This window comes from Methylobacterium sp. E-016 (assembly GCF_022829745.1).
In the GTDB taxonomy this organism is placed as follows: Bacteria; Pseudomonadota; Alphaproteobacteria; order Rhizobiales; family Beijerinckiaceae; genus Methylobacterium.
In genome coordinates, this window is sequence record NZ_JAKSYF010000084.1 from 40108 (window position 1) to 63392 (window position 23285).

The following is a 23285-nucleotide window of genomic DNA, read 5'->3' on the forward strand; positions in this document are numbered from 1 at the left end:
CGATTGCGGCGTGTTGCCAGGGCTTACTGCATCGCAGCGTAGGGCATCCGGGCCTCGCGGCGGCGCCTTGACACCGTTCGTTATAGCGAACATCTCAGGGAACAACCAGTGCCCCTGGCACGACCCGGCCCGCGAACGAACAGGCGATGACCCTTCCCACCCCCCAGGCGGCGGCCGATCTCGCCGCCCAGCTCAAGCCCCTCGACCTCAAGGGGCGGATCGCGCTGATCGAGGCGACGATCCCCGGACGCCTCGTCTTCACCACGAGCCTCGGCATCGAGGATCAGGCGCTGACGCACGCGCTCGCGATGGCCAAGGGCCGGACCGAGATCGTCACCCTGGATACGGGGCGGCTGTATCCCGAGACCTACGACGTCTGGGCGGAGACGGAATCGGCTTACGGCATCCGCATCCGCGCCTACGCCCCCGAGCGGCGATCCGAGGAAGCGTTCGTGCGCGAATCCGGCATCAACGGCTTCCGCCATTCGATCGAGGCGCGGCAGGCCTGCTGCGGCTTCCGCAAGGTCGAGCCGCTGGGCCGCGCCCTCGACGGGGCGGCCGGCTGGCTCACCGGCCTGCGCGCCGGCCAGTCTGCCAACCGCGCCGACACGCCGCTCGCCGAGTTCGACGAGAGCCGCGACCTGATCAAGCTCAACCCGCTGGCCGACTGGACGCGCGAGGACGTCGACCGTTTCGTGCGCGACAACTACGTGCCCTACAACGTGCTGCACGATCGCGGCTTCCCCTCGATCGGCTGCGCCCCGTGCACCCGTGCCGTCCGTGTCGGCGAGCCCGAGCGTGCCGGCCGCTGGTGGTGGGAGCAGGAATCCAAGAAGGAATGCGGCCTGCACGTCCACGTGCCCGAGGCCGACGTCGCGCCCGGCGAGGAAGCCGCGGCATTCGAGACCACGCAATCCCACAGACCGGAGATGGCCCGATGAGCGCCGCACCCGCGATCCAGGCGCAAGCCGGTAGCCGCCTCACGCACCTGCAGCGTCTGGAAGCCGAGAGCATCCACATCTTCCGGGAGACGGTCGCCGAGACCGAGAACCCGGTGATGCTCTACTCGATCGGCAAGGATTCGTCGGTGCTGCTGCACCTGGCGCTGAAGGCGTTCGCCCCCGGCCGCCTGCCGTTCCCGCTGATGCACATCGACACGACTTGGAAGTTCCGCGAGATGATCGCCTTCCGCGACGCCCGCGCGAAGGAACTCGGCCTCGACCTGATCGTCCACACCAACCAGGACGGGCTCGCCCGCGGCGTCGGCCCGATCAGCCACGGCTCGGAAGTCCACACCGACGTGATGAAGACGCAGGCGCTGCGGCAGGCGCTCGACAAGCACAAGTTCGATGCGGCCTTCGGCGGCGCCCGCCGCGACGAGGAGGCCTCGCGCGCCAAGGAGCGGATCGTCTCCCTGCGCACGGCCCAGCACCGCTGGGACCCGAAGCGCCAGCGGGCCGAGCCCTGGCACCTCTACAACCTGCGCAAGAAGCGCGGCGAGAGCCTGCGCATCTTCCCGCTCTCCAATTGGACCGAGCTCGATATCTGGCTCTACATCGAGCAGGAGCGGATCCCGATCGTGCCGCTCTACTTCGCCGAGCCGCGGCCGGTGGTCGAGCGCGACGGGCAGCTGATCATGGTCGACGACGACCGCCTGCCGCTGAAGCCCGGCGAGACGCCGACCTTGCGCAAGGTCCGCTTCCGCACGCTCGGCGACTATCCGCTCACCGGCGCGGTCGAGAGCGGCGCCGACACGCTGCCGGCGATCATCGGCGAGACGCTGGCCGCCCGCACCTCGGAGCGGCAGGGCCGGGTGATCGACAAGGACGGCGCCGGCGCCATGGAGCGCAAGAAGCAGGAAGGCTACTTCTGATGACGGTCCACCCCTCCAAGGACGCGTTCGACGCCCCCGAGTTCGGCTACGCGTCGTTCCTGGCCGCGCATCAGAGCAAGGAAGTCCTGCGCTTCATCGCCTGCGGCTCGGTGGACGACGGCAAGTCGACGCTGATCGGCCGCCTGCTGCACGACACCAAGCAGATCTTCGACGACCAGATCACCGCGCTCCAGCGCGATTCGAAGAAGCACGGCACGCAAGGGCAGGAGGTCGACCTCGCGCTTCTCGTCGACGGCCTCCAGGCCGAGCGCGAGCAGGGCATCACCATCGACGTCGCCTATCGGTTCTTCTCCACCGACAAGCGCTCGTTCATCGTCGCCGACACGCCCGGCCACGAGCAGTACACCCGCAACATGGCCACCGGCGCCTCGACCGCCGACGTGGCGGTGATCCTGGTCGACGCCCGCCAGGGCCTGACCCGCCAGACCCGGCGCCATGCCCTGCTGGTCTCGATGCTCGGCATCCGCCGCGTCGTGCTCGCCATCAACAAGATGGACCTCGTCGGCTGGTCGCAGGCCACCTTCGACGGGCTGGTGGCAGGCTTCTCCGCCTTCACCCGCGATTTCGGCTTCGTCGAGGTCCGGGCGATCCCGCTCTCGGCCAAGAACGGCGACAACGTCGTGCTGCCGGCGGTCTCCGCGCCGTGGTACCAGGGCGGCCCGCTGCTGGCCTATCTCGAGAGCGTGCCGGTGCACGAGGAGGCGCTGGCCGCGCCGTTCCGCATGGCGGTGCAGTGGGTCAACCGGCCGAACTCTGAGTTCCGCGGGTTCTCGGGCCTCATCGCCGCCGGCACGGTGAAGCCGGGCGACGCGGTGGCGATCGCCCCGTCGGCGCGCACCTCCACGGTGGCGCGGATCGTCGGCCCGGACGGCGATCTCGCCAGCGCCCAGGAGGGCCAGTCGGTCACCCTGGTGCTCGCCGACGAGGTCGACGCCTCGCGCGGCAGCGTCATCGCCGCCGCCTCGCATCCGATGCAGGTCTCCGACACCCTCGACGTGCGCCTGTTCTGGGCCGCCGAGACCGAGCTCGCCCCCGGCACGGCGCTGCTCGCCAAGGTCGGCACCGTCACGGCCAACGCCGTGGTGGACCGCATCCGCAACCGCATCGACCCCGAGACCGGGCAGCCCGGCCCGGCCGAGAAGCTCGTCGCCAACGACATCGCCGACGTCACGCTCAAGCTCGACCGCGCGGTGCCGTTCGACCCCTACGCCGAGACCCGCGACACCGGCGGCCTGATCCTGATCGATCGCGAGAGCACGGACACGGCGGCTTTGGGCCTGGTTCAAGCGCCGACGCGGGCGGCCGCGACCGCCCCAACGAGCGCCGCCGCCGCGACGACCCCGACCGGCGGCTTCCTCAGCCGCCTGCGCGGGTTGTTCAGCGGCTGAGACGCGGCGGCCTCGGCCCTAGACGACAGAGAGGACCGCGCGGTGATCCGCGCGATCCCTCGGTTGCCGGTACGGAGCCACGTCGTTCCCGCAAGCGGTAAGGACTGCGGAGTGCGGGCGGATAGGTATTTCCGAACGCTGGTCAGACCAGGCTGAACTGCAGCTCGCCCAGCCCTTCGAGGCTCGATACGATGACGTCGCCCGGCTTCAGCCATTGCCGCTCCGCCCGCGGGATCTTCTCGCCGAAGATCACCCCCTGCGGCGTGCCGGTGTAGAAGACGTCGCCCGGCTTGATGGTCATCACCTTCGAAGCGAAGCTGATCAGCTGGCGGCAGTTGAAGATGATGTCCGCGGTCGTCCAGTCCTGCCGCACCGCGCCGTTGACCTTGGTCACAAGGCGCAGATTGTTCGGGTCGGGCACGCGGTCGGCGGTGACGAGGTAGGGCCCGAGCGGCGCGAACCCGTCCGAGGTCTTGCCGATCATGAACTGCGCGGTCAGCGTCTGCAGGTCGCGGGCGCTGAAGTCGTTGCCGGTGGCGTAGCCGGCGACGTAGTCGAGCGCGTCGGCCTCCGAGACGTCGCGGCATTCCCGGCCGAAGACGATCACCAGCTCGGTCTCGTAGTCGAACTCGCGCGCCGCCTGCGTCGGCAGCCGGATCGTGCCGCCGTGGTGGTTGAGCGTGTTGTTGTACTTGTTGAACAGCGGCGGGTCCTTCGGCGGCGGCGTTCCCGTCTCCTCGGCGTGCTTGCGATAGTTGAATCCCATCATGATGATCTTTTCCGGCCGGGTGACCAGCGGCGCGTAGGCGATCCGGTCCTCGGGGATCGTCAGCCGCGGGTCGGGGGCCGCCTCGACCGCGTCGATCACCGCGCGCAGCATCGGGCCCTTCCCGTTCTGCAGAAGGTCGTCCATGTCGGCCGGCACCGGCAGGCCGACCGCCTTCCCGGCGGCGGCGACGTCGAGCACGCCGTCCGGGGTCTTCAGGCCGAGGCCGTAGCCGCCGTCGCGGCGCAGGTTGATCAGGATCATGTCGCGCGGCATGCCGAAGGCGGTCGGCGCGGGCGGCCCCTTCTCCGCGGCCCGTGCCGCGACCGGGGCGGCCATGGCGGTGGCCGCGAGACCGGCCGTCGCCTTCAGGAAGTCGCGTCGATCGCACATCGTTCTCTCCTCCCGAGATCGTCGATGCCTGGGTGGCGGCCCTTCGACGGGCCATCCGCGTGCCCGACGCCGCGAAGCCGCGTCGAGACCGCCAGGATGCGCCGATCCCGGATCGATGTCAGGAGCCCGGGACCGGTCGAGGCGACAGGCTGGTCAGGATGTCGTCCGGCGATTCACGCGGCCGCGGCCGTCTCGGCGAGTCCCCAGGCCTGCGCCAGCAGGCTGTAGGAGCGCCGCCGGGCCTCCTGATCGGGAACGGCGCAGACCACCATGATCTCGTTGGCCTGCGTCGCCTCGGCGAGGCCCGAGAGCAGGGCGCGCACAGTCTCCGGCGTGCCGACATGCAACCGGTCTCGGCCGCGGGCGATGCGGGCGCGCTCGGCATCGCTGTAGGGATAGGCTTCGGCCTCGGTGAGCGTCGGGATCGGAGCGTACTCGCCGCGCTCGCGCCGGAGCGTCGCCAGCTGGGTGCTGAGCGCCAGGCGCTCGGCCTGCGCCTCGGTCTCGGCGCAGACGGCCGCGACCGCGAGGATCGCATGGGGCCGGGTGCCCCACCGCGAGGGCTGGAAGCCGCGGCGATAGTCGAGCATCGGGCCACGCGCGTCGAACGAGGCGAAGTGCTGGGCGAAGGCGAAGCCGAGCCCGAGGCGTGCGGACAGATGCGCGCTGTAGTCGGACGACCCGAGCAGAAAGATCGGCGGCAGCGGCACGCCGGCCGGCATCACGGTCACGGTGTTGAACGGATGGCCCTCGGGGAAGCCGCCGGTCTCCCACAGCATCAGCTCCTGCAGCCGCTCGAGGAAGTCGTCGCCGCCGCGCGGCGCCTCGCGCCGGCGCAACGCCTGGGCGGTGATGCCGTCGGTGCCGGGCGCGCGCCCGAGGCCGAGGTCGATCCGCCCGGGAAACAGCGCCTCCAGCACCTTGAAGCGCTCGGCGACCATCAGCGGCGCGTGGTTCGGCAGCATGATCCCGCCCGAGCCGACCCGGATCGTCCGGGTCGCGGCCGCGATCTGGCCGACCATGATGTCGGGGGCCGGGCTCGCGACCGAGGGCAGGGCATGGTGCTCGGCGAGCCAGTATCGCCCGTAACCGAGGCGGTCGACGTGGCGGGCGAGGTCGAGGGAGTCGCGCAGCGCCTGAGCCGGGCTGGAGCCGGAACCGACGAACGACAGGTCGAGGACGGAGAGCGTTGCCATCGCCAGGAGATGGTGTCGCCGGAAGCCGCCGTCGAGGCGGCGGCCGAGCACGAGCCCTGCACCCCGTGCGTGACGTTTGCCGGCGAACCCCGAGCCGGCGCCTTGCTCGTCCCAGGAGCCGCGACTACGGTCCCGCCGCCGTCACGGGACGGCGAAACCTGCATGAAAACCGGAGCACCCGACCATGGGCTTTCTCGCCGACGCCCTCTCGCGCGTAAAACCATCCGCGACGATCGCGATGACGCAGAAGGCGCGCGACCTGAAAGCCGGCGGCATGGACGTGATCAGCCTGTCGGTCGGCGAGCCCGACTTCGACACGCCCGAGCACATCAAGCAGGCCGCGATCGAGGCGATCGCCCGGGGCGAGACCAAGTATCCGCCGGTGTCGGGCATCGTGCCGCTGCGCGAAGCGATCGTGAAGAAGTTCAAGCGCGAGAACGGGCTCGACTACAAGGTCTCCCAGACGATCGTCGGCACCGGCGGCAAGCACGTGATCTACAACGCGCTGCTGGCAACGCTGAACCCCGGCGACGAGGTCGTGATCCCGCGCCCCTACTGGGTGTCCTACCCGGAGATGGTGGTGCTCTGCGGCGGCACGCCAGTCTTCGCCGAGACCGACATGGCGCACGACTTCAAGCTCCAGCCCGAGGAGCTGGAGCGGGTGCTGACGCCGAAGACCAAGTGGATCATCCTCAACTCGCCGTCGAACCCCTCGGGCGCCGCCTACAGCCATGCCGAGCTGAAGAAGATCACCGACGTGCTGATGCGCTACCCGCACGTCTGGGTGCTCACTGACGACATGTACGAGCACCTGACCTACGGCGACTTCGAATTCGTCACCCCGGCGCAGATCGAGCCCGGCCTCTACGAGCGCACGCTGACCATGAACGGCGTCTCGAAGGCCTACGCGATGACGGGCTGGCGCATCGGCTACGCCGCCGGCCCGGAGAAGCTGATCAAGGCGATGGACTTCGTCCAGGGCCAGCAGACCTCGGGCGCGTCCTCGATCTCGCAATGGGCGGCGGTGGCCGCGCTCGACGGCACGCAGGCGCACCTCGCGCAGTTCAAGGCGGCGTTCCAGGAGCGGCGCGACCTCGTGGTCTCGATGCTGAACCAGACCAAGGGCCTGCAATGCCCGACGCCGGAGGGCGCGTTCTACGTCTACCCGTCCTGCGCCGAGACGATCGGGCGCACGACCCCGTCAGGCAAGACCATCGCCACCGACGAGGACTTCGTGACCGAGCTGCTGCAGGCGGAGGGCGTCGCCGCCGTGCACGGCTCGGCCTTCGGCCTCGGCCCGAACCTGCGCATCTCCTACGCCACCTCGACCAAGACGCTGGAGGAAGCGTGCAACCGCATCCAGCGCTTCTGCGGCTCGCTGCGCTAGCACGACGACGGCGGGCACCATCGGGTGCCCGCCACTTCGATACGGATCCGCCGCGGATCGTCCCTGTGGTTCGGGCCATGGCTTGAGGTGATTCGATGCCGACCATCGCCGTCATCGCCCCGGGCGCCATGGGAAGCGCGGTCGCCCGCCGCCTCACCGAGAACGGCGTCCGCGTCCTGACATCGCTGACCGGACGGAGCGCCGGGACCCGCGACCGCGCCCGGGCCGCCGGCATGAGCCACGCCGACGATGCGGAGATCGCCGCGGCCGACCTGATCCTGTCGATCGTGCCGCCGGCCGATGCCGCCGGCCTCGCGGCCCGCCTCGCCCCGAGCCTGGCGGCTCAGCCGAAAAAGCCGGTCTACGTCGATTGCAATGCGGTGTCGCCGGCGACGGTGCACGGCATCGCCGCGATCATCGCGGGCACGGGCGCGCCGTTCCTCGATGGTGCGATCCTCGGGCTCCCGCCCGAATCCGGCGCGAAGGGGCCGCGGGTCTACGTCGCCGGCGACGACCTCGCGCCGCTGATGGCCCTGCGCGCATGCGGCCTCGACATGCGGGCCTGCGCGGGTGGCGTCGGGGCGGCGTCCGGCCTGAAGATGGCCTATGCCGGCATCAACAAGGGCCTGAAGGCGGTGGCCGCGGCGATCGTCCTCGGCGCAGAGCGCGCGGGCGCCGCCGACGCGCTGCGGGCGGAGCTGATGGAGAGCGAGCCGGAGCTGCTCGCCCGCTTCGCCGGCGGGTTTCCCGACATGATGCCGAAGGCCTACCGCTGGGTCGCGGAAATGCACGAGATCGTCGACTTCCTGGCGCCGGACCCGGCCGGCGGCGCGATGTTCGCCGGGGCGGCCGAGACCTTCGCGCATCTCGCGGCGCCCGAGGGCGAGGACGACGTCGCCACGCTCCTCGCCTTCGCCGAAGCGGCAGGCGGATCGTCGCGGACGCGCGGATCGTCCTGAGCATCGGTTGCCGGCTCTTTGCACTTCACCTACATCGGCGGTCCCCGCGGCCGATGCGCCTGAAGGTTTCGCGAGCCCGCTCGGGCCTGCATGGACGCGGGGTCGGCAGTGACGGGGCGGCCCGGACCAGTTCTCTGGACCGCTCCTGTGAATCCTGGTGGGCCGGGGTGCTGCAGGCGTGTCGGAGGCGCGGGGAACAGGAACCGCGGACCCGGCGCATGGCCCACACAAGTTTCGCCCCGTTCCGGGACGGCAGCCGGTGCCGACCTTCGGATTTCGTTCACGCTCATCGGCAACAGTGGCAATGGGCCGGGGAACCGGTCGTGTGTCACTGCGTTTTGTCGGGCTTGACCATCATGCGGGGGTTCCTCACCAGCGGGGTCAAGGCGATCCTGGCGATCGCGGCGCTGTCCACCGCCGCCCATTGGGTGCTGCGGGTCCAGCGCGATCCGGCGCCGAGCACTCAGGTTCTGGCGAGCCTGCCCGATCCGGTGACCACCGGGTCGATCGAGCCGCGCAAGCCCGAGCGCGTCGCCGCCCAGCCGGCGCAGAAGGCGGCCGCGGACCTCGACCAGGATCACCTCTCGGCGCTGATCGCCAGCACCACCGGCCTGAAGCCGAAGGCGCAGAAGGCCGTCGTCGCCAAGCGCTGAGCGGAGAACGAGGCTTCCATTCGACGAAAAGGCCGCCCGCCGAGAGGGCAGGCGGCCTTCTCTGGTGTCGTCGCGCGATCAGGCGGCGAGGGAGCGGGGCTCGTGCCGCCCTTCGGCGATCTCCTCGATGATCTTCGCCGAGAACGCATCGAGATCGCTGGGATTGCGGCTGGTGACGATGCCGTGGTCGGTCACGACCTCGCGGTCGTGCCAACGGGCGCCGGCATTGATCACGTCGGTACGGATCGAGGAGAACGAGGTCAGGTCACGGCCCTTCGCCGCGCCGACCTCGATCAGCAGCCACGGCGCGTGGCAGATCGCGGCGACGACCTTTCCCGAGGTCACGAAGGCCTTGATCACCTCCAATGCCTTCGGCTCGAGGCGGAGCTTGTCCGGGTTGATCTGGCCGCCGGGCAGGACGAGGGCATCGTAGGCAGACGGATCGACGGTCTCGAGGTCGAGGTCGACCGCGACGTTCTTGCCCCAATCGGTCTTGTCCCAGCCACGGATCGATTCCGGCTTCTCGCGCGATTTCGGCGACGCGACGTGGACCGTCGCGCCGGCCTGCCGCAGCTTGGCCTGCGGGACGGTGAGCTCGGTCTCCTCGAACCCGTCGGTGGCGAGGATCAGGACCTTGGCTTGCTTGATGTCGGGCATGGCGGTTCGCTCCGATGGATGACGTCGGCCGGCAAACCGGGATGTCTCCCCGCGGTTCCCCGACGATCCGGCAACCCAGGAATGCGCGGAACCCTCGCGCAGGCGATCCGTTGGCTAGCTCATTCCCAACTGCACGAGGCAGCGCATGGCCAATCCCGGCCTTCCGACCCCCGAACCGACCCCCGGGGACCTTCCGCCGCCCGTCCCGCCGGACGAGATGCCCGATATCGGGCCGACCGGGCCGCGCACGCCCTATCCGGTGAACGATCCCGGCATCGACGAGCCCGGCGGCCCCGGCTCGGAGCCGGACGTGTTTCCCGGCGCCCCAACCGATCCCGGCGTCAGGATGTAGGACCGGCTCAGTGGCCGCCGTGCGACGCCCGCACGTCGCGCGGGGCCGCGAGGATCTCGGAGAGGCTCGTCGCCACGTGACGGGCCTCTTCGTCGGTCAGGCGCAGCTGGAACGGCGGCAGGGCGCCGGCCTGGAGCGCGACGACGGCCTGGCCCTGGTCGTCTGTGCCGATCTCGATCGCGGAGGAGGTCACGTCGAGCATCGCGATCTCCTCGTCGCCCATCTCCTCGGCCATGTCGGGCTCCTCAGGTTCGTCGATGGCGGTGAGCAGTTGCCCGACGGCGCGCACGAGGGCGCGGGCGGCGCGGGCATCCATCACCACGGCGGTCGCCTGATCGTCCTTCTGGAAGGAGAGCTGGATGTTGGCCCCTTCCAACGAAACCGAGATACCTGCCATGGATCGCCTAAAAGCCTGAGCGCGAACCCTTATATGCACTGGGGCCCACGAGAATCCCAGCCGCCGGGCCTCCGCTTTTGCCCGGGCACGCCGAGAACCTGCATCCCTGCCTTGTTGCGGCCGCAGGGAGCCCTTAGATAGGGTTTTGGGGGGCCCAAACCCTGGGACGGACGCCGGTTACGGGTTCCTTGCCCGACGCCCTGCCACCCATACCAGACTTAGAAGTCAGTCGATCCGTTCGCGCTTTCACGAGCGCGAGGGCTCGACCCATCGTCGATACGAGGTTCTCTACGTGAATACCGGTACCGTGAAGTGGTTCAACGAGACCAAGGGCTACGGCTTCATCCAGCCGGATGACGGCGGCAAGGACGTGTTCGTCCACATCTCCGCCGTCGAGCGCGCCGGCATGCGCAACCTGATCGAGGGTCAGAAGGTGTCTTACGAGATCCTGACCGACAAGCGCAGCGGCAAGGACGCCGCCGGCAACCTCCAGGCTGCCTGAGGCCATCGGTCTCCCATCCACGCGGCCGTGAACACGGTCGAAACCATCCGACGCTGCCATCCTCCGGGAGCGGCCGCGCCGGACGGTCAAGGTAAACGCAATCTTAATCGCAACATCACAGAAACAGAGCCGGGCCCGCCGCGTGGCGGAGCAAACCCAGTCACATCGGAAGACAATCAAACACACCATGTTGTTCGAATACACCCGACGCCGTAGCGTCCGGTCGCCCGTCACGGATTCAGCGACCTTCAAGGTGGGGTGCATCAAGCAGAGCGCGACGTCGGACGCCCCGACCCTCGACCTCTCCCACCTCATCGATCGATCCTACAATTATCATTCGCCCCGAGAGTTGCGCTGGCATCTCGCCGACCGCCTCGGGCTCGCGCCGGCCGCTCTGGCCCTTCGCGAAGCCGCCCACGCCTGACCACGCCGAGCCGATCCTGCAAGATGCAGGATCGGCTCTTCTTCGTTTCGGGCCCGCTCAAGCCCGCGAGATCGTCACGACCGGCCCCGGTCCCAGGCCGACACGACGACGTTGCGCAGGTCGTTCGGCAGCGCGACCAGCTCGCCATGCACCGGATCGGTCCGGTTGTAGACGGTCGCGACGCCGGACATGTCGCAGACGGAGCCGCCCGCCTCGCGCAGGATCAGGTCGGCCGCCGCGAGATCCCAGTCGCGGGCATCCGAGGAGACCAGCCCGACATCGACCGAGCCTTCGGCGACGCGGGCCACGCGCAGGGCCAGCGACGGAATCCGGTCGATGCGCTCGAAGGTGGCGTCCCCCAGATCGCGCGAGACGCCACGCCCCAACCGGTCGATCATCGGCTTCGGGCCGGTGACGCGGGCCGTCGGCAGTGCGACGCCCTGCCGCGCGCCGATCGGCTCGCCGTTGCGCGTCGCGCCCCGCCCGTGGATCGCCTCGTAATCGTGCCCGAGCGCCGGCGCGTTCACGAAGCCGATCACCGGCTCGCCGGCCTTCAGCAGCGCCACCGCGATCGACCAGTCCCGATGCCCGGACAGGAAGGCGCGGGTCCCGTCGATCGGGTCGACGATCCAGACGAGGTCGTGACCGATCCGCACGGCGTCGTCGGCCGTCTCTTCGGACAGCCACGCCGCCGCCGGCACGATCTGGCTCAGGCGGATCTTTAGGAAGGTGTCGACGGCGACGTCGGCTTCCGTCACCGGCGAGCCGCCGGCCTTCGACCAGATCTTCGCCGAGGTCTGGCTGCCGGCGCGGAAGAAGGGCAGGGCGAGGGACGCCGCCTCGCGAAGCGCCTCGCGCAGGTCCGGCATCAGGGCGTGCACGAAGTCCGCTGAGATCGTATCGGTCATGGCGGTCCGTGTCCGGCGACGGGAGGGGGGATCGGCGTCGCGGCTCGCGCCGACCCGCGCGCCGATGCGACGTGCGGATGGTCCCGATCGCGACAGGGGGGCGGCGCGCCGGAGCGCGCGACCGCACCGTTGTAGGGTCTGCCCCGGAGCGCCACAAGGATCGCGAGGCCGCAGCGCGGAACCGGCGGTTTTCATCGATCGCGGCAAGGAACCGTTGAGCATTCCGAGCGCGAACGCGCTGTCCACGATCGCTTAACGCTCACTCTTAAGGCACCGTGGGGAGGTTAGACGCCAATCTGCTTGGCATAACGGACGACCCGAGCAGGTCGCCACTTGCAAATGGACGGCGGGCAGATGAACACGTTCGACACCATGGACCGGAACCCGACCGATCATCTTGCCGAGACCGATCGTTTCGATCGCGACGGCGCCGCGCCGGCGCGCTTCGCCTTCGACGCCTCGCCGCTGCCGGTGTTCGGCGCCGCCACCGCGACGTCCAAGGCCGCCGGCATCGCGCTCACCTTCGCGACCGACGAGGCGGAGAGCTGCGGCGAGGACCGGTTCGACCTCTGCCTCGTCGACGCCGCCGGCGCCGTCGTCGCCCGTCTCGGGCCGTTCTGCGAGGAGGAGGTCGTCGCGATCTGGCGGGACCTCGCCGCCCGCACCGGCTTGCCGCGGATGATCGTGCGCGAGGACGGCGTGCTCGCAACCGTGTCGGCGCAGGTCGGCCGGCTGATGCTCGGCAAGACCCGCATTCGGCGCCGGCACGGCTCGCTCGGCGACCGCCGCCCGCGCTTCCTCGTGCGCCGCAAGACCGGCCGCCTCCCGGTCCGCCCGCAGATCCACCGCGGCGAGAACGAGATCATCGCCCGCTCGTGAGCGCTCAGCCCGGCCAGCCCTGGTTGATCGTATCGGCGGCGAGCCCCGCGAACAGGATGAGCCCGGCCCCGCGATTCGAGCGGAACAGGGCCAGCGCCTCCCGCCCGTCCCGCGCCTTGAGCCGCCAGACCTGCCGGCCGAGATGGCTCGCGAACGCGGCGACGCCCAGGAAACCGAGCAGTCCCGCCCCGGCCCCGTAGGCCGCCGCGCCGATCAGCAGCACGGCCGCCCCGTAGCAGGCCCCGACGGCGACCCGAAGCCGGCCGCCGAAGAACCGCGCCGACGAGCGGATGCCGGCGATCTCGTCGTCCTCGATGTCCTGCACCGCGTAGATCGTGTCGTAGCCGACCACCCAGGCGATCGTGCCGGCGTAGAGCAGCCAGGCCGGTGCGGCGAGCTGATCGAGCAGGGCGGCCCAGCCCATCAGCGCCCCCCAGGAGAAGGCGAGGCCGAGCACCAGCTGCGGCATCGACATCACCCGCTTCATGAACGGGTAGATCGCCACGGGGATCAGCGAGCACAGCCCGACGCCGATGGCGAACGCATCGAACTGCATCAGGACGAGGAAGCCGACCAGCGCCTGGGCGGCGAGGAAGATGGCGGCGGCGCGCGTGCCGACCTGCCCCGAGGGCAGGGGCCGCGAGCGCGTGCGCTCGACCTGCGCGTCGAGGTCGCGATCGGCGATGTCGTTGTAGGTCGAGCCGGCCCCGCGCATCGCCACCGCGCCGACGAGGAACAGCAGCAGGTGGCGCGGATCGGGCCAGGGCAGGCCGGCGCGGGTGGCGGCCAGCGCCGTCGACCACCAGCACGGCAGCAGCAGCAGCCACCAGCCGATCGGCCGGTCGATGCGGGCGAGGCGCAGGTAAGGCCGGGCGGCCCGCGGGGCGAGCCGGTCGACCCAATGGCCGGTCACCGCGTCGGCGACGCGGGATTCCACCGCCTTCGCGGCATTCACGACCGGGGCCCGGACGGGATGAGGAACGGGTGGGAGGCGGGTCGCATCCGCCTCAGAGCGCGCCCTGCGGCATCTTGAACTGGCCGGTCAGGCCGGGGCCGCCGAGGAGGCCGCCGCCGCCGCCGTTCTGGGCCTGAGCGCGGGCCTGAGCCTCCATCTTGGTCGCCTGGGCCGCGATGCCGCAGATCTTGGTGCGGATGCCCACCACCTTCGAGTGGTCGGCCTTGAAGCCTTCCGCGAACGAGTCGGGGATCGAGCACCACTCCTTGTTGGCGGCGATCCACTTCATGCCCTCGACGCCGTTGGACTGAAGCTTGCCGAACAGCGCGCAGGCCTCCTGCGGGGTCATCTTCTTCTTTCCGTTCGACGCCACGTTCGCCTTGGCGACGAGATCCTTGCGGGTCTGCAGCGTCGTCTGGATCGCGCCGCATTCGGCGGACTGAGCGAAGGCGGCCGTGCTGGCCAGCAAGCTGCCCGCGACGAGGGCGGCGGCCAGTCCGTAGGTCTTGTAGCGCATGGTCTCGTCTCCCTGGAGATCCGCCCCGGTCGCAGGCGATGCGCCGTCGGCAGGGCGCGCAGCGTCGACGGATGTCGTCTTCGAGCCGGAGGTCGGCCGCGCTGCGGTACGGCCGGTCCGGAATGTCCGGGCTCCGCTTCGCCATAGGAATGTGGCGTCAATCGAGCCGCAAACGGGCCGGCTCCGACATGGCGGGGTAACGTTTCGAAAACCAGCGCCCGTGATGTTTCGGCAACATCGGCGCCGCCTCGCTCCGGCGTTGACAGCGGCGATCCCGCACGCGACGGAGCCCGGATGGCGGCCTACGACTTCACCGCGCCCCGTCTTCACGTGGCGCACGACCTCTTCGCGGGCGCGAACCTTCCCCTGGACCGGGCGCAGGCGAACTATCTGCTCAACGTCCTGCGCCGGCAGCCGGACGACCCGGTGCTGCTGTTCAACGGGCGGGACGGCGAGTGGCGGGCGAACCTGGTGCCGTCGGGGCGCAAGAGCGCGCATCTGACCGTCGTCGACCGAGTACGGCCGCAGACCGCACCGCCCGACCTGCACTACCTGTTCGCGCCCCTGAAGAGCGCGCGGCTCGACTACCTCGCCCAGAAGGCGGTCGAGATGGGGGCGGGCACGATCCGGCCGGTCCTGACACGCTACACGCAAGGCGACCGCCTCAACACCGAGCGCCTGCACGCCAACATGATCGAGGCGGCCGAGCAGTGCGGCATCCTCGCCGTGCCGGCCTTGATGGAAGCCGCGCGCCTGCCCGCGGCGCTCGCCGACCTCGCGCCGGAGCGGCTGCTGGTGTTCTGCGACGAGGACGCCGCGATCGCCGACCCCGTCGCCGCCCTGCGCCGGGCCGCGGATCCGGCGGGCCCCGTTCCGCTCGCAGTGCTGATCGGCCCGGAGGGCGGGTTCGCGCCGGAGGAGCGCGCGGCGATCCTGGCGCGGCCCAACTCCGTGGCGCTCTCCCTCGGGCCCCGCATCCTCCGGGCCGACACCGCCGCGGTCGCGGCGCTCGCCCTGGTCCAGGCCGTACTCGGCGACGCGCGATGATAGCCCGGTCGGCGTGCGCCCGCGCACATCGACCGCGCGCGGCGCCTCCGACGCCCGACGATTGCCGGTCGAAGCGGGGCAGGGGCGCTCAAGGTCGCGTTGTCGGGTCCGGCGCCCTGGATTATGGACGACCCATCCCGGCGACGGGGCACGACCGCATCGCTCTTTTCCAGACGGCCGGCGCGCTTCCCGAGTTCAGCCCATGATTTCACGGCGAGGCAGCGCATGGCGCGCGATACGTCCGACACGACACCGCTCACCACGCGTGTCGAACTGATCGACTGGTTCGCGGCCGGCGAGAAGCCGCGCGAGAGCTTCGCGATCGGCACCGAGCACGAGAAGATTCCCTTCTACGTCGAGACGCGCGAACCGGTGCCGTATGAAGGCGAGCGCGGCATCCGCGCCCTGCTGGAAGGCGTCGGCCGCGAGACCGGCTGGGAGCCGATCCTCGATGCCGGCCACGTCATCGGCCTGTCGGCTGCGGAAGGCGGCGCGATCTCGATCGAGCCCGGCGGGCAGTTCGAACTCTCGGGCGCGCCGGTCGCCGACGTGCACGCCACCGCCCGCGAACTCGACGAGCACCTGGCCGCGACGAAGCGCGTGGCGGACGGCCTCGGCATCGGCTTCCTCGACCTCGCCATGAGCCCGAAATGGTCGCGGGCCGAGACGCCGGTGATGCCCAAGAGCCGCTACAAGATCATGGCCGGCTACATGCCGAAGGTCGGATCGCTCGGCCTCGACATGATGCTGCGCACCGCCACCGTGCAGGTCAACGTCGACTTCGCGTCGGAAAGCGACATGACGCGGAAGCTCCGCGCCTCGCTCGCGCTGCAGCCGGTCGCGACCGCCCTGTTCGCCAACTCGCCCTTCACCGACGGGCGGCCGAACGGCTTCCTGTCGCGACGCTCCGAGATCTGGCGCGACACCGACGCCGACCGCACCGGGATGCTCGGCTTCGCCTTCGACGCAGGCTTCGGCTACGAGGGCTACGTCGACTGGCTGCTCGACATGCCGATGTACTTCGTCAAGCGCGGCGACACCTACCACGACGTCTCGGGCGCCTCGTTCCGCGACCTGATGGCCGGCAAGCTCGCCCAGTTGCCGGGCGAGTACGCCACGGTCTCCGACTGGGCCAACCACGCCTCCACCGCCTTTCCCGAGGTTCGGCTCAAGCGCTTCCTCGAGATGCGCGGCGCCGACGTCGGCGATGCCGGCATGATCGCGGCGCAGGCCGCGTTCTGGGTCGGCCTGCTCTACGACGAGGCGTCGCTCGATGCCGCTCTCGACCTCGTCTCGGGCTGGAGCGCGACCGACCGGGAGGCCCTGCGCGCCACCGTCCCGCGCCTGGGCCTCGCGACGCCGGTCGCGCGGCGCAGCCTGGGCGCGGTCGCGGCCGAGGCGCTCGCCATCGCGCGGGCCGGCCTCAAGGCGCGTGCCCGCCGCGACGGCTCGGGACGGGACGAGACGATCTACCTGCAGCCGCTGGAGGCGATCGTGGCGGCCGGGCGTTCGCATGCCGAGGACCGCCTCGCCGACTACGAGGGACCGTGGAAGCGCTCGGTCGACCCCGCCTTCACCCATTGCCGGTTCCCGTAATCGGGCGGGCGACCCGCACCGCTTCCTCGCCACGCGCCACGGTCACGGCCGGCCGCTTCGCCCGGCTGACAAGCCGCATCGATCCGGTCTATCGACCCCGGCGACGGCGGCCCCGTCGCCGGGGTTCTCGCATGCCGGACGCACCACCGATCGACCTCGATCTCGCCGGCCTCAAGTGCCCGCTTCCGGTGCTGCGGACGCGCAAGGCGCTGCGCCGCCTGCCGCCGGGCACGCTGCTGCGGGTGACCTGCACCGATCCGCTGGCCTGCCTCGACATCCCGAACCTCGTGCGCGAGGAGGGCGACACCGTCGAAGCCTGGGACCGGATCGGCACGGCGACCCGGTTCTCGATCCGCCGCGGCCCCGGCACCTGCCCCGGAGACTCCGCGAAGCCGCCTCATTCCTGAACGATCGCCTGCCTAGAACGGCCTCGACGCGACTCGGGTAGGAAGATCCACAGGCATGGTACCCATCATCCGCGGGACACGCCTCGTTCATGACGGCTGGGCCCGGTTCCTCGTCGCCGAGGTGACGATGCCGGACGGCACCCGCATCACCCGCGAGATCGAGGATCACGGTCGCGCGGTGGCGGTGCTGCCCTACGATCCGACGCGCCGCGTCGCGCTCCTGGTCTCGCAGTTCCGCGCCCCGGTGTTCTTCGCCGAGGGCCCGCTGGACATGCTCGAGACCCCGGCGGGCATCCTCGACGAGGGCGACCCGGAGGACGGCGCCCGCCGCGAAGCCTACGAGGAGACCGGCGTCGACCTGAACGTGCTCGAGCGGGTGGTCAGCGCCTGGACCGCGCCGGGCATCTCGACCGAGCGGATGGACCTGTTCCTCGCCCCCTTCGGCGCGGCCGACCGGTCGGGACCGGGCGGCGGGCTGGTTGAGGAGAACGAGGCGATCACCGTCCACGAGGTGGCGCTCGACGACCTCGCCCGCCGCAGCGACGCCGGCGAGATCGCGGACATGAAGACGCTGACCCTGGTCTTCGCGCTGCGCCTGCGGCACCCGCACCTGTTCGCGTCCGCCTGAACCCGCGGAGCCGCGAAGCGGCGCGTCAGGCCGCGTCCCGGCTCCCGATCTCGCCGCGCAGGAGCGCGAGGAAGCGCCACGACCGCACGAAGTAGCGCCGGAACAGCCGTCGCGGCGCGAAGGCGAACCGGAACGCCCATTCGAGCCCGGCACGCTGCAGCATCACCGGCGCTCGCGGCACCAGCCCGGCGGCGACGTTGACCGCCTCGCCCACCGCCAGCACGAGCGGCGTGCCGAGGGCCGCACCTTGGCGCGTCACCCAGACCTCCGAGCGCGGCGCGCCGACGCCCATGACCAGCAGGGTGGTGCCGTGCTCGCGGATGCGGGCCGACAGCGCGCGGCCGTACTCCGCGTCGTCGTCGAAGCCGAAGGGCGGCACGCAGGTCGCGACGGCATCCGCGTCATAGCCGGACCGCTTGAGCCGGTCGCGGATCGCCTCGGCGACCGCGTCCCGCGAGCAGACGAGGAAGACGCGGCGGCCTTCGACCGGCCGGGCGAACAGCGCGTGCGCGAGGAGGTCGTGCCCGGTGACGCGGGCGGCCGGCTGGCCGCGCAGCCGCGCGAGCCAGACCAGCGGCGTGCCGTCCAGCGTCCGCGCGACGGCGCCGGCATAGGCCTGCCGGAAGGCGGCGTTCTCCGAGAGCAGGACGATGTGGTCGATGTTGGCGGTGACGACGAGGCGCGGCCCGGCCGACGGCTGCATCGCCGAGGCGGCGAGGATCCCAGCTGCGGGACCGGCGGCGAAGTCGTGGCCGAACATCCGCACGCGCCAGGCGCTGCCGGCCTCGCTGCGGCGATCCATGGGAGTTTCCGGCGTGGCGCCGGCCGCATGGCCGGGTTCGAGGCGAGGGCTCGTCCCGCGGACGGCCCGGGGCCGCGGCATCGCGGGGTGAATGGCGAAGCCGGCGACCTTCACCGCGCCGTCCTCCTCGGCCTGCGCCTGTCCCGCCTCAAGCATCGGCAGCTCGGAAGCTCCGGGGCGGCACGGTCGCGGCGCGGCGCTCGTTGCGGTCGTTGCGACGGTCGCGGGCGGCGCCGAGCGACAGCGCGATGGCCACGCCCAGCATCATCCCGACGAGCAGGGCCAGCGGCAGCACCACCTTGGGCGAGGGCGGCCAGGTCCGGGTGCGGGCGGGGACCGCCGGCGAGATGATGCGGACGTTGATGCTGTTCAGGCGCTCCTGCTCGCTCGCCTCGCGCGAACGGCGGAGATAGGTCTCGTACACGCCGCGGCGGGATTCAAGCGTCCGCTCCAGCTCGCGCAGGCCGACATTGGCGCGATCGCTGGTGACGGTCTCGGCCTTGGCCCGGTCGAGGCTCTTGCGGATCGCCGTTTCGCTCGCCGCCGCGCGATCGTAGTCCTTCTGCGTCGTCTCGATGATCCGCTCCTTCTCGCGCTGGATCAGGCGCTGGAGGTCGCGCTGCTGGGCGTACTGCTCGGCCATCGCCGGGTGGCGCTCGCCGAGGCGGGTCGCAAGCTCGGCGGTGTTGCGCGAGAGCGTCGCGTATTGCTGGCGGAGCGCCTGCATCTCGAGCGATTGCAGCATCTCCGGCAGCGCCGTGCTGGCGTCGCCGGCCTTCATCTTGCGCGCCTGCTCGAGGCGCGAGCGCGATTCCGCGGTCTTGATCTGGGCCGTAACGAGCTGCTGGTTGAGGTCGCCGAGCTGCTGGTCGGTCAGCAGGCGACCGCTCGACGCGACGAGGTTGTTGTCCTCGCGGTACTTCAGGAGCTTGCCCTCGGCGAGCTCGACGTCGCGGCGCAGGCTCGACAGGCGGCCGTTGAGGGCGTCCGAGGCGCGGCGAGCGGCCTCGGTGCGGGCGCTGGCCTCCTCGGCGAAGTAGGCGTCGCCGATGGCGTTGGCGATCTTTGCCGCCTTCTCCGGATCGCGCGACTGCACCAGCACGTCGATCACGAAGGTGCGCTCGGCCCGGCGCACGGTCAGCTTGGTCTGCAGGGTGTCGACGGCGACGTTGACCGGGTCGCGGCTGCCGGGCGGCGGCAGCATGCCGAGCGCCGTGCGCAGCCAGACGATCGTCGGGTTGTCGGACTCGGGCTTGGCGAACTCGTCGTCGCGATCGAGGTCGAGCTTCTCGACCGTGCGCCGCAGGACGTTGTCCGACTGGATCACCTTGGTCTGGCTCTCGGCGAGCGACACGCCGCTGTCGGCCTGAGGCGTGCGGGCGCTGACGTCGTTGTCGACGACGCGGAGATCGGAGGGATCGACCAGGATCTGGATGCTGGAAGTGTAGACCGGGGTCAGCAGCCCGAGCAGCGCGACGGCGGCGGCGACCATGAACAGGCCGCCCAGCACGATGAAGCTCGCTCCGCGCCACAGGCGGCGGAGGATCGTGCCCGGGTCGGCCCGATCGGAGAAGCGCGGCGGCAGCGTCACCTCCACGGGCTCGCCGCGGACGGGGGTCGAGAAATCGAACATCGGTCTCTGTCCCTCACCTGCCCGACGGTTTCCAGGAACGATCCCGTTTCGGAGCGTTCCCGTGCCACCTTGAACCGGAAGCGCCCGGCGATGGCGGTGTTCGATGACGTCTCCGCAATCTGCGGACCGCAGGTTGCGCTCTCTGGTTGCCGCAAAATCTTTCCCAATGCCTTGGAAACGGGGGCGAACAGCGTCTCTTCAAGACGAGACAGCGTGGCATGCTTAACGATCCGCCGGCGCGACGTTCAATACGTAGTCCGCCTCACCGCTTGGGGATAACCGGATCGGGCGCGACCCCATCGGGCGCGACGAGGTTGTCTGGCCCGTAGGCCGACACGCCCTCGGCGAGGTAGCCGCGGAACGCCTCCGCGTCGCGCGCGGCCAAGCGATTCCATCGTGCGACGTTTGCCCGCGCGTCGGCCGCGGCTTCCGCCAAGCGGCCGGACCGGACGGCCTGGATCAGCGCCGAGGCGGCGCCCTCGGGATCGCCCGGGCGGAGGAACAGGCCGGATTCGCCGAGCACCTCGCGGAACACCGCGTCGTCGGGGGCGACCACCGGCAGGCCGCCATGCTGGATCTCGAGCAGGGGCAGGCCGAGGCCTTCGGCCTTGGAAGTCGAGAGCAGAAGGTGGGCGCTGGCGGCGAGGGTGCGCAGCGCATCGTCGCCGACATAGCCGTGCCAGGTGAGGAAGGGCGGCGGATCGTCGAGGAAGGCGTGCCGGCCCCAGCCGAGGCGGCCGACGATGTGCAGCTCGGCCGGCACGCCGGCGCGGTTCAACGCCGCCGCGAGCGCGATCGCCGCCGGGTAATCCTTGCGCGGCTCGATCGTGCCGATCGCCAGCATGCGCAGCGGCGCCTCGGGCCGATAGGCGGCGGGGCCGGGGAGCCCGTCGAGGCCGAACACGTCGCGCACCGCCGGCCGCAGCAGGGCGACGAGGGCGTCGTCGGCGCAGTGACGGCGCAAATCCGCGCCGGTCTTGCGCGAGATCACCAGGAAGCGCCGACCCCAGCGCATCGCGTAGCGGAACGCCGGCGCCATGTAGAGCCGGCTCTTCCAGGCGAGATCCTCCGGCCGGTCGAGGAGGAAGGTGTCGTAGACGCAGAGGATGCAGCGCTCCGCGAACGGCGCCATCAGCGGGCCGGGGGGAAAGCCGGCCATCACGAACTGCGCCTCGGGCTCCCGCGCCGCGTGAAGCGGCAGGCCGAGCTGCTGCGCGAGGATCATCCCCGGGATGCTGCGGCTGCGCAGGGGCCGGACCGCGCCGCCGAGCATCGCCGGCGTGAACTGGTCGAGCGCCACCCGCTCGATGCCGGTGATGTGGCCGCGGACATGGGTCTGGTCGAGGTAGATCGGGCCGCGCATCACCGGGCTCCGCCGAGCGATCGAAGCCGGACGGCCCAGTACAGGCCGCGCCGCGCCCAGGGCGGCAGGCGGCGCCCGAGCAGGCGCTGCTTGGCGCGGCGCAGCCCGCGGACGAGCGGGTTGGACGGCGCGGCGACGAGGCCGGTGGCGGCCGCAGCCGGGATCGCGGCGAACGGGAAATGGCCGAGCAGCGCCGGCGCGAAGCGCAGGCGGCCCCCGTCCGGCGGCAGCAGGCCGCGCTCGCGAAACACCCGGTCGAGCGAAATCGCGCAGGAAGCCGGGCCGAACCGGCTTTCCAAGGCGATCCGTGCGAAGGCGCCGAGCCGGGCGAGCGCCTGGCGATCGGCGACGAGCTCGACGAGGGCATCGCCCAGTGCGCCGGGCTCGACCGGGACGAGCCGCCCGGAGACGCCGTCGATCACCGAGCTGGTCAGGCCGGCGGTGCGATAGGCCAGCGTCGGCGTTCCGCACAGGCCGGCCTCGATCGGCGTCTGCCCCAGCGTCTCGAGCCGGCTCGCCGTGACGTGCAGGTCGCAGGCGCCGTACCAGGCGGCCAGGTGCGCCTCGTCGGCGATCAGCCCGGGCGCGAACAGGTTCGGCAGGGCGAGGCGCGCGGGATGGTCGAGCCGGCCGATCGCGACGAAGCCGACGCCGGGACCGGCGACGCGGCGCAGGGCATCCGCGAGATCGCCGACGTTCTTGTCCGGTCCGTCGAGCACCACCGCCGAGACCAGGATCAGCAGGTCGTCGGCGGGAAGCCCGAGTCTGCGGCGCAGGGACGAACGATCGCGGGGCCGGAAGACGCTCGTCGGAAAGGCCAGCGCCAGGGGCGCGACCACGGCGCCCGGCGGCGCGAGCGCCAGGGCGCGCGACGCCGTCCAGGCCGAGTTGGCGAGCAGGATCGGACCGTCCCGCCGGGCGAGCACCGCACGCTTGCCGTCCTGCGCGCCGGCGATGCGATGCCGGCCGAGCTGCGGATACTCGTCCGGCGTCGGGCAGGCGGCGTCGCAGCCGATGGTCTCGATCCGGGCACAGCCGCGGGGGTGGGCGCAGCGGCCGGTCAGCGGGAACAGGTCGTGCAGGACGAGCGCGACGGGCCGCTCGGCAGCGAGGCGCCCGGCGATGGCGAGGCTCCGGGTGGCGCCGTGCAGGTTTCCGGCGAGCACGAGGTCGTGGTCGCCGGCACGGATCGCGGCTTCGGCGACGGGAAACGCATCGGTCCATTCCGCCGCGGCGGGCGGCGATTCGTCCGCGAGCACGAACTCCGCGACGCGGTGCCCGGCGAGCCGCAGCGCCTCGCCGATGCGCCGATGCGCGATCCCGGCACCGCCGGCATGCCCCGTGCCGGTGAGCGAGGCGATCGAGAGGGAAGCGGCACCACTCTTCCCCCCCCCCTTGGCGGGGGGGGGTACCCTGCGGAGCAGGGGGGGGGAGCGGCGCGACGGTGTCGGAGACGGCGCCCCCCTCTCCCGACCCCCGCTGACGCGATGCCCAGCCTCCCCTGCAGAGGGCGGAGCGGAAGGCGCGGTGGGACTTGAATCAGTTGCGGCACTCCTTCGCCTGCTGTGCCGCAGGACGGGAC

At 71.2% G+C, this 23285-nt stretch carries 25 protein-coding genes; 14 read left to right on the forward strand and 11 right to left on the reverse strand.

Annotated features, from left to right (window positions below; genetic code table 11):
• Positions 1–146 precede the first annotated feature (146 nt).
• The 3 genes from MKK68_RS11040 to cysN are packed head-to-tail and all read left to right on the forward strand — an operon-like array spanning position 147 to position 3282.
• Positions 147–941, forward strand: a complete 795-nt coding sequence (locus tag MKK68_RS11040) for a phosphoadenylyl-sulfate reductase (protein WP_147725949.1) — start codon at positions 147–149, stop codon at positions 939–941.
• The gene (cysD, locus tag MKK68_RS11045; RefSeq protein WP_147725950.1) at positions 938–1873 is read left to right on the forward strand and encodes a sulfate adenylyltransferase subunit CysD; all 936 of its coding nucleotides are present in this window, start codon (positions 938–940) and stop codon (positions 1871–1873) included. The genes MKK68_RS11040 and cysD overlap by 4 nt, the downstream gene beginning before the upstream one ends.
• The gene (gene cysN, locus MKK68_RS11050; RefSeq protein ID WP_244030278.1) at positions 1873–3282 is read left to right on the forward strand and encodes a sulfate adenylyltransferase subunit CysN; all 1410 of its coding nucleotides are present in this window, start codon (positions 1873–1875) and stop codon (positions 3280–3282) included. The genes cysD and cysN overlap by 1 nt, the downstream gene beginning before the upstream one ends.
• A 142-nt stretch (positions 3283–3424) precedes the next feature.
• On the opposite strand, the gene MKK68_RS11055 is transcribed toward cysN, so the two are convergent.
• Both MKK68_RS11055 and MKK68_RS11060 read right to left on the reverse strand, forming a co-directional pair.
• Entirely contained in the window at positions 3425–4441 is a 1017-nt protein-coding gene (locus MKK68_RS11055) for a fumarylacetoacetate hydrolase family protein (protein ID WP_244030280.1), read from the reverse strand.
• Between the two features lie 173 nt (positions 4442–4614).
• Entirely contained in the window at positions 4615–5637 is a 1023-nt protein-coding gene (locus tag MKK68_RS11060) for an LLM class flavin-dependent oxidoreductase (protein WP_244030282.1), read from the reverse strand.
• A 184-nt stretch (positions 5638–5821) separates the two neighbouring features.
• Here MKK68_RS11060 and MKK68_RS11065 point away from each other — a divergent pair, with 184 nt between their 5' ends.
• From MKK68_RS11065 to MKK68_RS11075, 3 genes are all read left to right on the forward strand, one after another.
• Positions 5822–7024: a pyridoxal phosphate-dependent aminotransferase gene (locus tag MKK68_RS11065; protein ID WP_243950293.1), complete on the forward strand. Its 1203-nt coding sequence runs from the start codon at positions 5822–5824 to the stop codon at positions 7022–7024.
• A gap of 95 nt (positions 7025–7119) precedes the next feature.
• Positions 7120–7983: an NAD(P)-dependent oxidoreductase gene (locus MKK68_RS11070; RefSeq protein WP_147843061.1), complete on the forward strand. Its 864-nt coding sequence runs from the start codon at positions 7120–7122 to the stop codon at positions 7981–7983.
• 356 nt (positions 7984–8339) lie between these two features.
• Complete coding sequence (locus tag MKK68_RS11075; protein WP_244030284.1) at positions 8340–8636, forward strand: hypothetical protein; 297 nt, start codon at positions 8340–8342, stop codon at positions 8634–8636.
• A 78-nt stretch (positions 8637–8714) separates the two neighbouring features.
• Here MKK68_RS11075 and MKK68_RS11080 read toward each other — a convergent pair whose 3' ends face one another.
• Positions 8715–9293, reverse strand: coding sequence for a type 1 glutamine amidotransferase domain-containing protein (locus MKK68_RS11080; RefSeq protein ID WP_147725956.1), 579 nt, complete (start codon positions 9291–9293; stop codon positions 8715–8717).
• 145 nt (positions 9294–9438) lie between these two features.
• On the opposite strand from MKK68_RS11080, the gene MKK68_RS11085 reads away from it, so the two are divergent.
• Positions 9439–9645, forward strand: coding sequence for a hypothetical protein (locus MKK68_RS11085; RefSeq protein WP_147725957.1), 207 nt, complete (start codon positions 9439–9441; stop codon positions 9643–9645).
• 7 nt (positions 9646–9652) lie between these two features.
• On the opposite strand, the gene MKK68_RS11090 is transcribed toward MKK68_RS11085, so the two are convergent.
• Complete coding sequence (locus MKK68_RS11090; protein WP_147843063.1) at positions 9653–10042, reverse strand: hypothetical protein; 390 nt, start codon at positions 10040–10042, stop codon at positions 9653–9655.
• 292 nt (positions 10043–10334) lie between these two features.
• On the opposite strand from MKK68_RS11090, the gene MKK68_RS11095 reads away from it, so the two are divergent.
• Both MKK68_RS11095 and MKK68_RS11100 read left to right on the forward strand, forming a co-directional pair.
• Positions 10335–10544: a cold-shock protein gene (locus MKK68_RS11095; protein ID WP_147725959.1), complete on the forward strand. Its 210-nt coding sequence runs from the start codon at positions 10335–10337 to the stop codon at positions 10542–10544.
• A gap of 187 nt (positions 10545–10731) precedes the next feature.
• The gene (locus MKK68_RS11100; protein WP_147725966.1) at positions 10732–10968 is read left to right on the forward strand and encodes an AsnC family transcriptional regulator; all 237 of its coding nucleotides are present in this window, start codon (positions 10732–10734) and stop codon (positions 10966–10968) included.
• A 74-nt stretch (positions 10969–11042) separates the two neighbouring features.
• Here the strand turns inward: MKK68_RS11100 and MKK68_RS11105 are convergent, their stop codons facing one another.
• A complete protein-coding gene (locus MKK68_RS11105) occupies positions 11043–11876 on the reverse strand; it encodes a 3'(2'),5'-bisphosphate nucleotidase CysQ (protein ID WP_147725960.1) in 834 nt (277 codons plus the stop codon).
• Positions 11877–12230: 354 nt separating this feature from the next.
• Here MKK68_RS11105 and MKK68_RS11110 point away from each other — a divergent pair, with 354 nt between their 5' ends.
• The gene (locus MKK68_RS11110) at positions 12231–12755 is read left to right on the forward strand and encodes a DUF6101 family protein (protein ID WP_244030286.1); all 525 of its coding nucleotides are present in this window, start codon (positions 12231–12233) and stop codon (positions 12753–12755) included.
• Positions 12756–12759: 4 nt separating this feature from the next.
• Here the strand turns inward: MKK68_RS11110 and ubiA are convergent, their stop codons facing one another.
• Complete coding sequence (gene ubiA / locus MKK68_RS11115; RefSeq protein WP_147725961.1) at positions 12760–13710, reverse strand: 4-hydroxybenzoate octaprenyltransferase; 951 nt, start codon at positions 13708–13710, stop codon at positions 12760–12762.
• Positions 13711–13762: 52 nt separating this feature from the next.
• Positions 13763–14227, reverse strand: coding sequence for a hypothetical protein (locus MKK68_RS11120; RefSeq protein ID WP_147725962.1), 465 nt, complete (start codon positions 14225–14227; stop codon positions 13763–13765).
• 294 nt (positions 14228–14521) lie between these two features.
• Here MKK68_RS11120 and MKK68_RS11125 point away from each other — a divergent pair, with 294 nt between their 5' ends.
• The 4 genes from MKK68_RS11125 to MKK68_RS11140 all read left to right on the forward strand — a co-directional run bounded on the left by MKK68_RS11125 (position 14522) and on the right by MKK68_RS11140 (position 17905).
• On the forward strand, positions 14522–15274 hold the full coding sequence (locus MKK68_RS11125; RefSeq protein WP_244030289.1) for a 16S rRNA (uracil(1498)-N(3))-methyltransferase: 753 nt from the start codon (positions 14522–14524) through the stop codon (positions 15272–15274).
• 225 nt (positions 15275–15499) lie between these two features.
• Positions 15500–16870, forward strand: a complete 1371-nt coding sequence (locus tag MKK68_RS11130) for a glutamate--cysteine ligase (RefSeq protein ID WP_147859372.1) — start codon at positions 15500–15502, stop codon at positions 16868–16870.
• Between the two features lie 131 nt (positions 16871–17001).
• Positions 17002–17277, forward strand: coding sequence for a sulfurtransferase TusA family protein (locus MKK68_RS11135; RefSeq protein WP_147728331.1), 276 nt, complete (start codon positions 17002–17004; stop codon positions 17275–17277).
• Between the two features lie 55 nt (positions 17278–17332).
• Positions 17333–17905 carry an NUDIX domain-containing protein gene (locus MKK68_RS11140; RefSeq protein WP_147859373.1) on the forward strand — a complete coding sequence of 191 codons (573 nt, stop codon included), beginning with the start codon at positions 17333–17335 and terminating at the stop codon, positions 17903–17905.
• A 25-nt stretch (positions 17906–17930) separates the two neighbouring features.
• Here MKK68_RS11140 and MKK68_RS11145 read toward each other — a convergent pair whose 3' ends face one another.
• The 4 genes from MKK68_RS11145 to MKK68_RS29740 all read right to left on the reverse strand — a co-directional run bounded on the left by MKK68_RS11145 (position 17931) and on the right by MKK68_RS29740 (position 22962).
• Positions 17931–18863: a WecB/TagA/CpsF family glycosyltransferase gene (locus MKK68_RS11145; RefSeq protein ID WP_244030291.1), complete on the reverse strand. Its 933-nt coding sequence runs from the start codon at positions 18861–18863 to the stop codon at positions 17931–17933.
• Positions 18856–20340: a GumC family protein gene (locus tag MKK68_RS11150; protein ID WP_147728333.1), complete on the reverse strand. Its 1485-nt coding sequence runs from the start codon at positions 20338–20340 to the stop codon at positions 18856–18858. The genes MKK68_RS11145 and MKK68_RS11150 overlap by 8 nt, the downstream gene beginning before the upstream one ends.
• Positions 20341–20602: 262 nt before the next feature.
• Positions 20603–21703, reverse strand: a complete 1101-nt coding sequence (locus MKK68_RS11155; RefSeq protein WP_244030293.1) for a glycosyltransferase — start codon at positions 21701–21703, stop codon at positions 20603–20605.
• A complete protein-coding gene (locus MKK68_RS29740; protein WP_244030295.1) occupies positions 21703–22962 on the reverse strand; it encodes a glycosyltransferase in 1260 nt (419 codons plus the stop codon). The genes MKK68_RS11155 and MKK68_RS29740 overlap by 1 nt, the downstream gene beginning before the upstream one ends.
• Positions 22963–23285: the final 323 nt, after the last annotated feature.

Coding starts and splice junctions, on each gene's coding strand:
- MKK68_RS11060 (WP_244030282.1), bottom strand. CDS start 5,637: ATGGCAACGCTCTCCGTCCTCGACCTGTCGTTCGTCGGTTCCGGCTCC.
- MKK68_RS11150 (WP_147728333.1), bottom strand. CDS start 20,340: ATGTTCGATTTCTCGACCCCCGTCCGCGGCGAGCCCGTGGAGGTGACG.
- MKK68_RS11120 (WP_147725962.1), bottom strand. CDS start 14,227: ATGCGCTACAAGACCTACGGACTGGCCGCCGCCCTCGTCGCGGGCAGC.
- cysN (WP_244030278.1), top strand. CDS start 1,873: ATGACGGTCCACCCCTCCAAGGACGCGTTCGACGCCCCCGAGTTCGGC.
- MKK68_RS11085 (WP_147725957.1), top strand. CDS start 9,439: ATGGCCAATCCCGGCCTTCCGACCCCCGAACCGACCCCCGGGGACCTT.
- cysD (WP_147725950.1), top strand. CDS start 938: ATGAGCGCCGCACCCGCGATCCAGGCGCAAGCCGGTAGCCGCCTCACG.
- MKK68_RS11070 (WP_147843061.1), top strand. CDS start 7,120: ATGCCGACCATCGCCGTCATCGCCCCGGGCGCCATGGGAAGCGCGGTC.
- MKK68_RS11135 (WP_147728331.1), top strand. CDS start 17,002: ATGCCGGACGCACCACCGATCGACCTCGATCTCGCCGGCCTCAAGTGC.
- MKK68_RS11130 (WP_147859372.1), top strand. CDS start 15,500: ATGGCGCGCGATACGTCCGACACGACACCGCTCACCACGCGTGTCGAA.
- MKK68_RS11100 (WP_147725966.1), top strand. CDS start 10,732: ATGTTGTTCGAATACACCCGACGCCGTAGCGTCCGGTCGCCCGTCACG.
- MKK68_RS11155 (WP_244030293.1), bottom strand. CDS start 21,703: ATGCGCGGCCCGATCTACCTCGACCAGACCCATGTCCGCGGCCACATC.
- MKK68_RS11065 (WP_243950293.1), top strand. CDS start 5,822: ATGGGCTTTCTCGCCGACGCCCTCTCGCGCGTAAAACCATCCGCGACG.
- MKK68_RS11145 (WP_244030291.1), bottom strand. CDS start 18,863: ATGCTTGAGGCGGGACAGGCGCAGGCCGAGGAGGACGGCGCGGTGAAG.
- MKK68_RS11125 (WP_244030289.1), top strand. CDS start 14,522: ATGGCGGCCTACGACTTCACCGCGCCCCGTCTTCACGTGGCGCACGAC.
- MKK68_RS11040 (WP_147725949.1), top strand. CDS start 147: ATGACCCTTCCCACCCCCCAGGCGGCGGCCGATCTCGCCGCCCAGCTC.
- MKK68_RS11105 (WP_147725960.1), bottom strand. CDS start 11,876: ATGACCGATACGATCTCAGCGGACTTCGTGCACGCCCTGATGCCGGAC.
- MKK68_RS11090 (WP_147843063.1), bottom strand. CDS start 10,042: ATGGCAGGTATCTCGGTTTCGTTGGAAGGGGCCAACATCCAGCTCTCC.
- MKK68_RS11140 (WP_147859373.1), top strand. CDS start 17,333: ATGGTACCCATCATCCGCGGGACACGCCTCGTTCATGACGGCTGGGCC.
- MKK68_RS11110 (WP_244030286.1), top strand. CDS start 12,231: ATGAACACGTTCGACACCATGGACCGGAACCCGACCGATCATCTTGCC.
- MKK68_RS11055 (WP_244030280.1), bottom strand. CDS start 4,441: ATGTGCGATCGACGCGACTTCCTGAAGGCGACGGCCGGTCTCGCGGCC.
- MKK68_RS11080 (WP_147725956.1), bottom strand. CDS start 9,293: ATGCCCGACATCAAGCAAGCCAAGGTCCTGATCCTCGCCACCGACGGG.
- MKK68_RS11075 (WP_244030284.1), top strand. CDS start 8,340: ATGCGGGGGTTCCTCACCAGCGGGGTCAAGGCGATCCTGGCGATCGCG.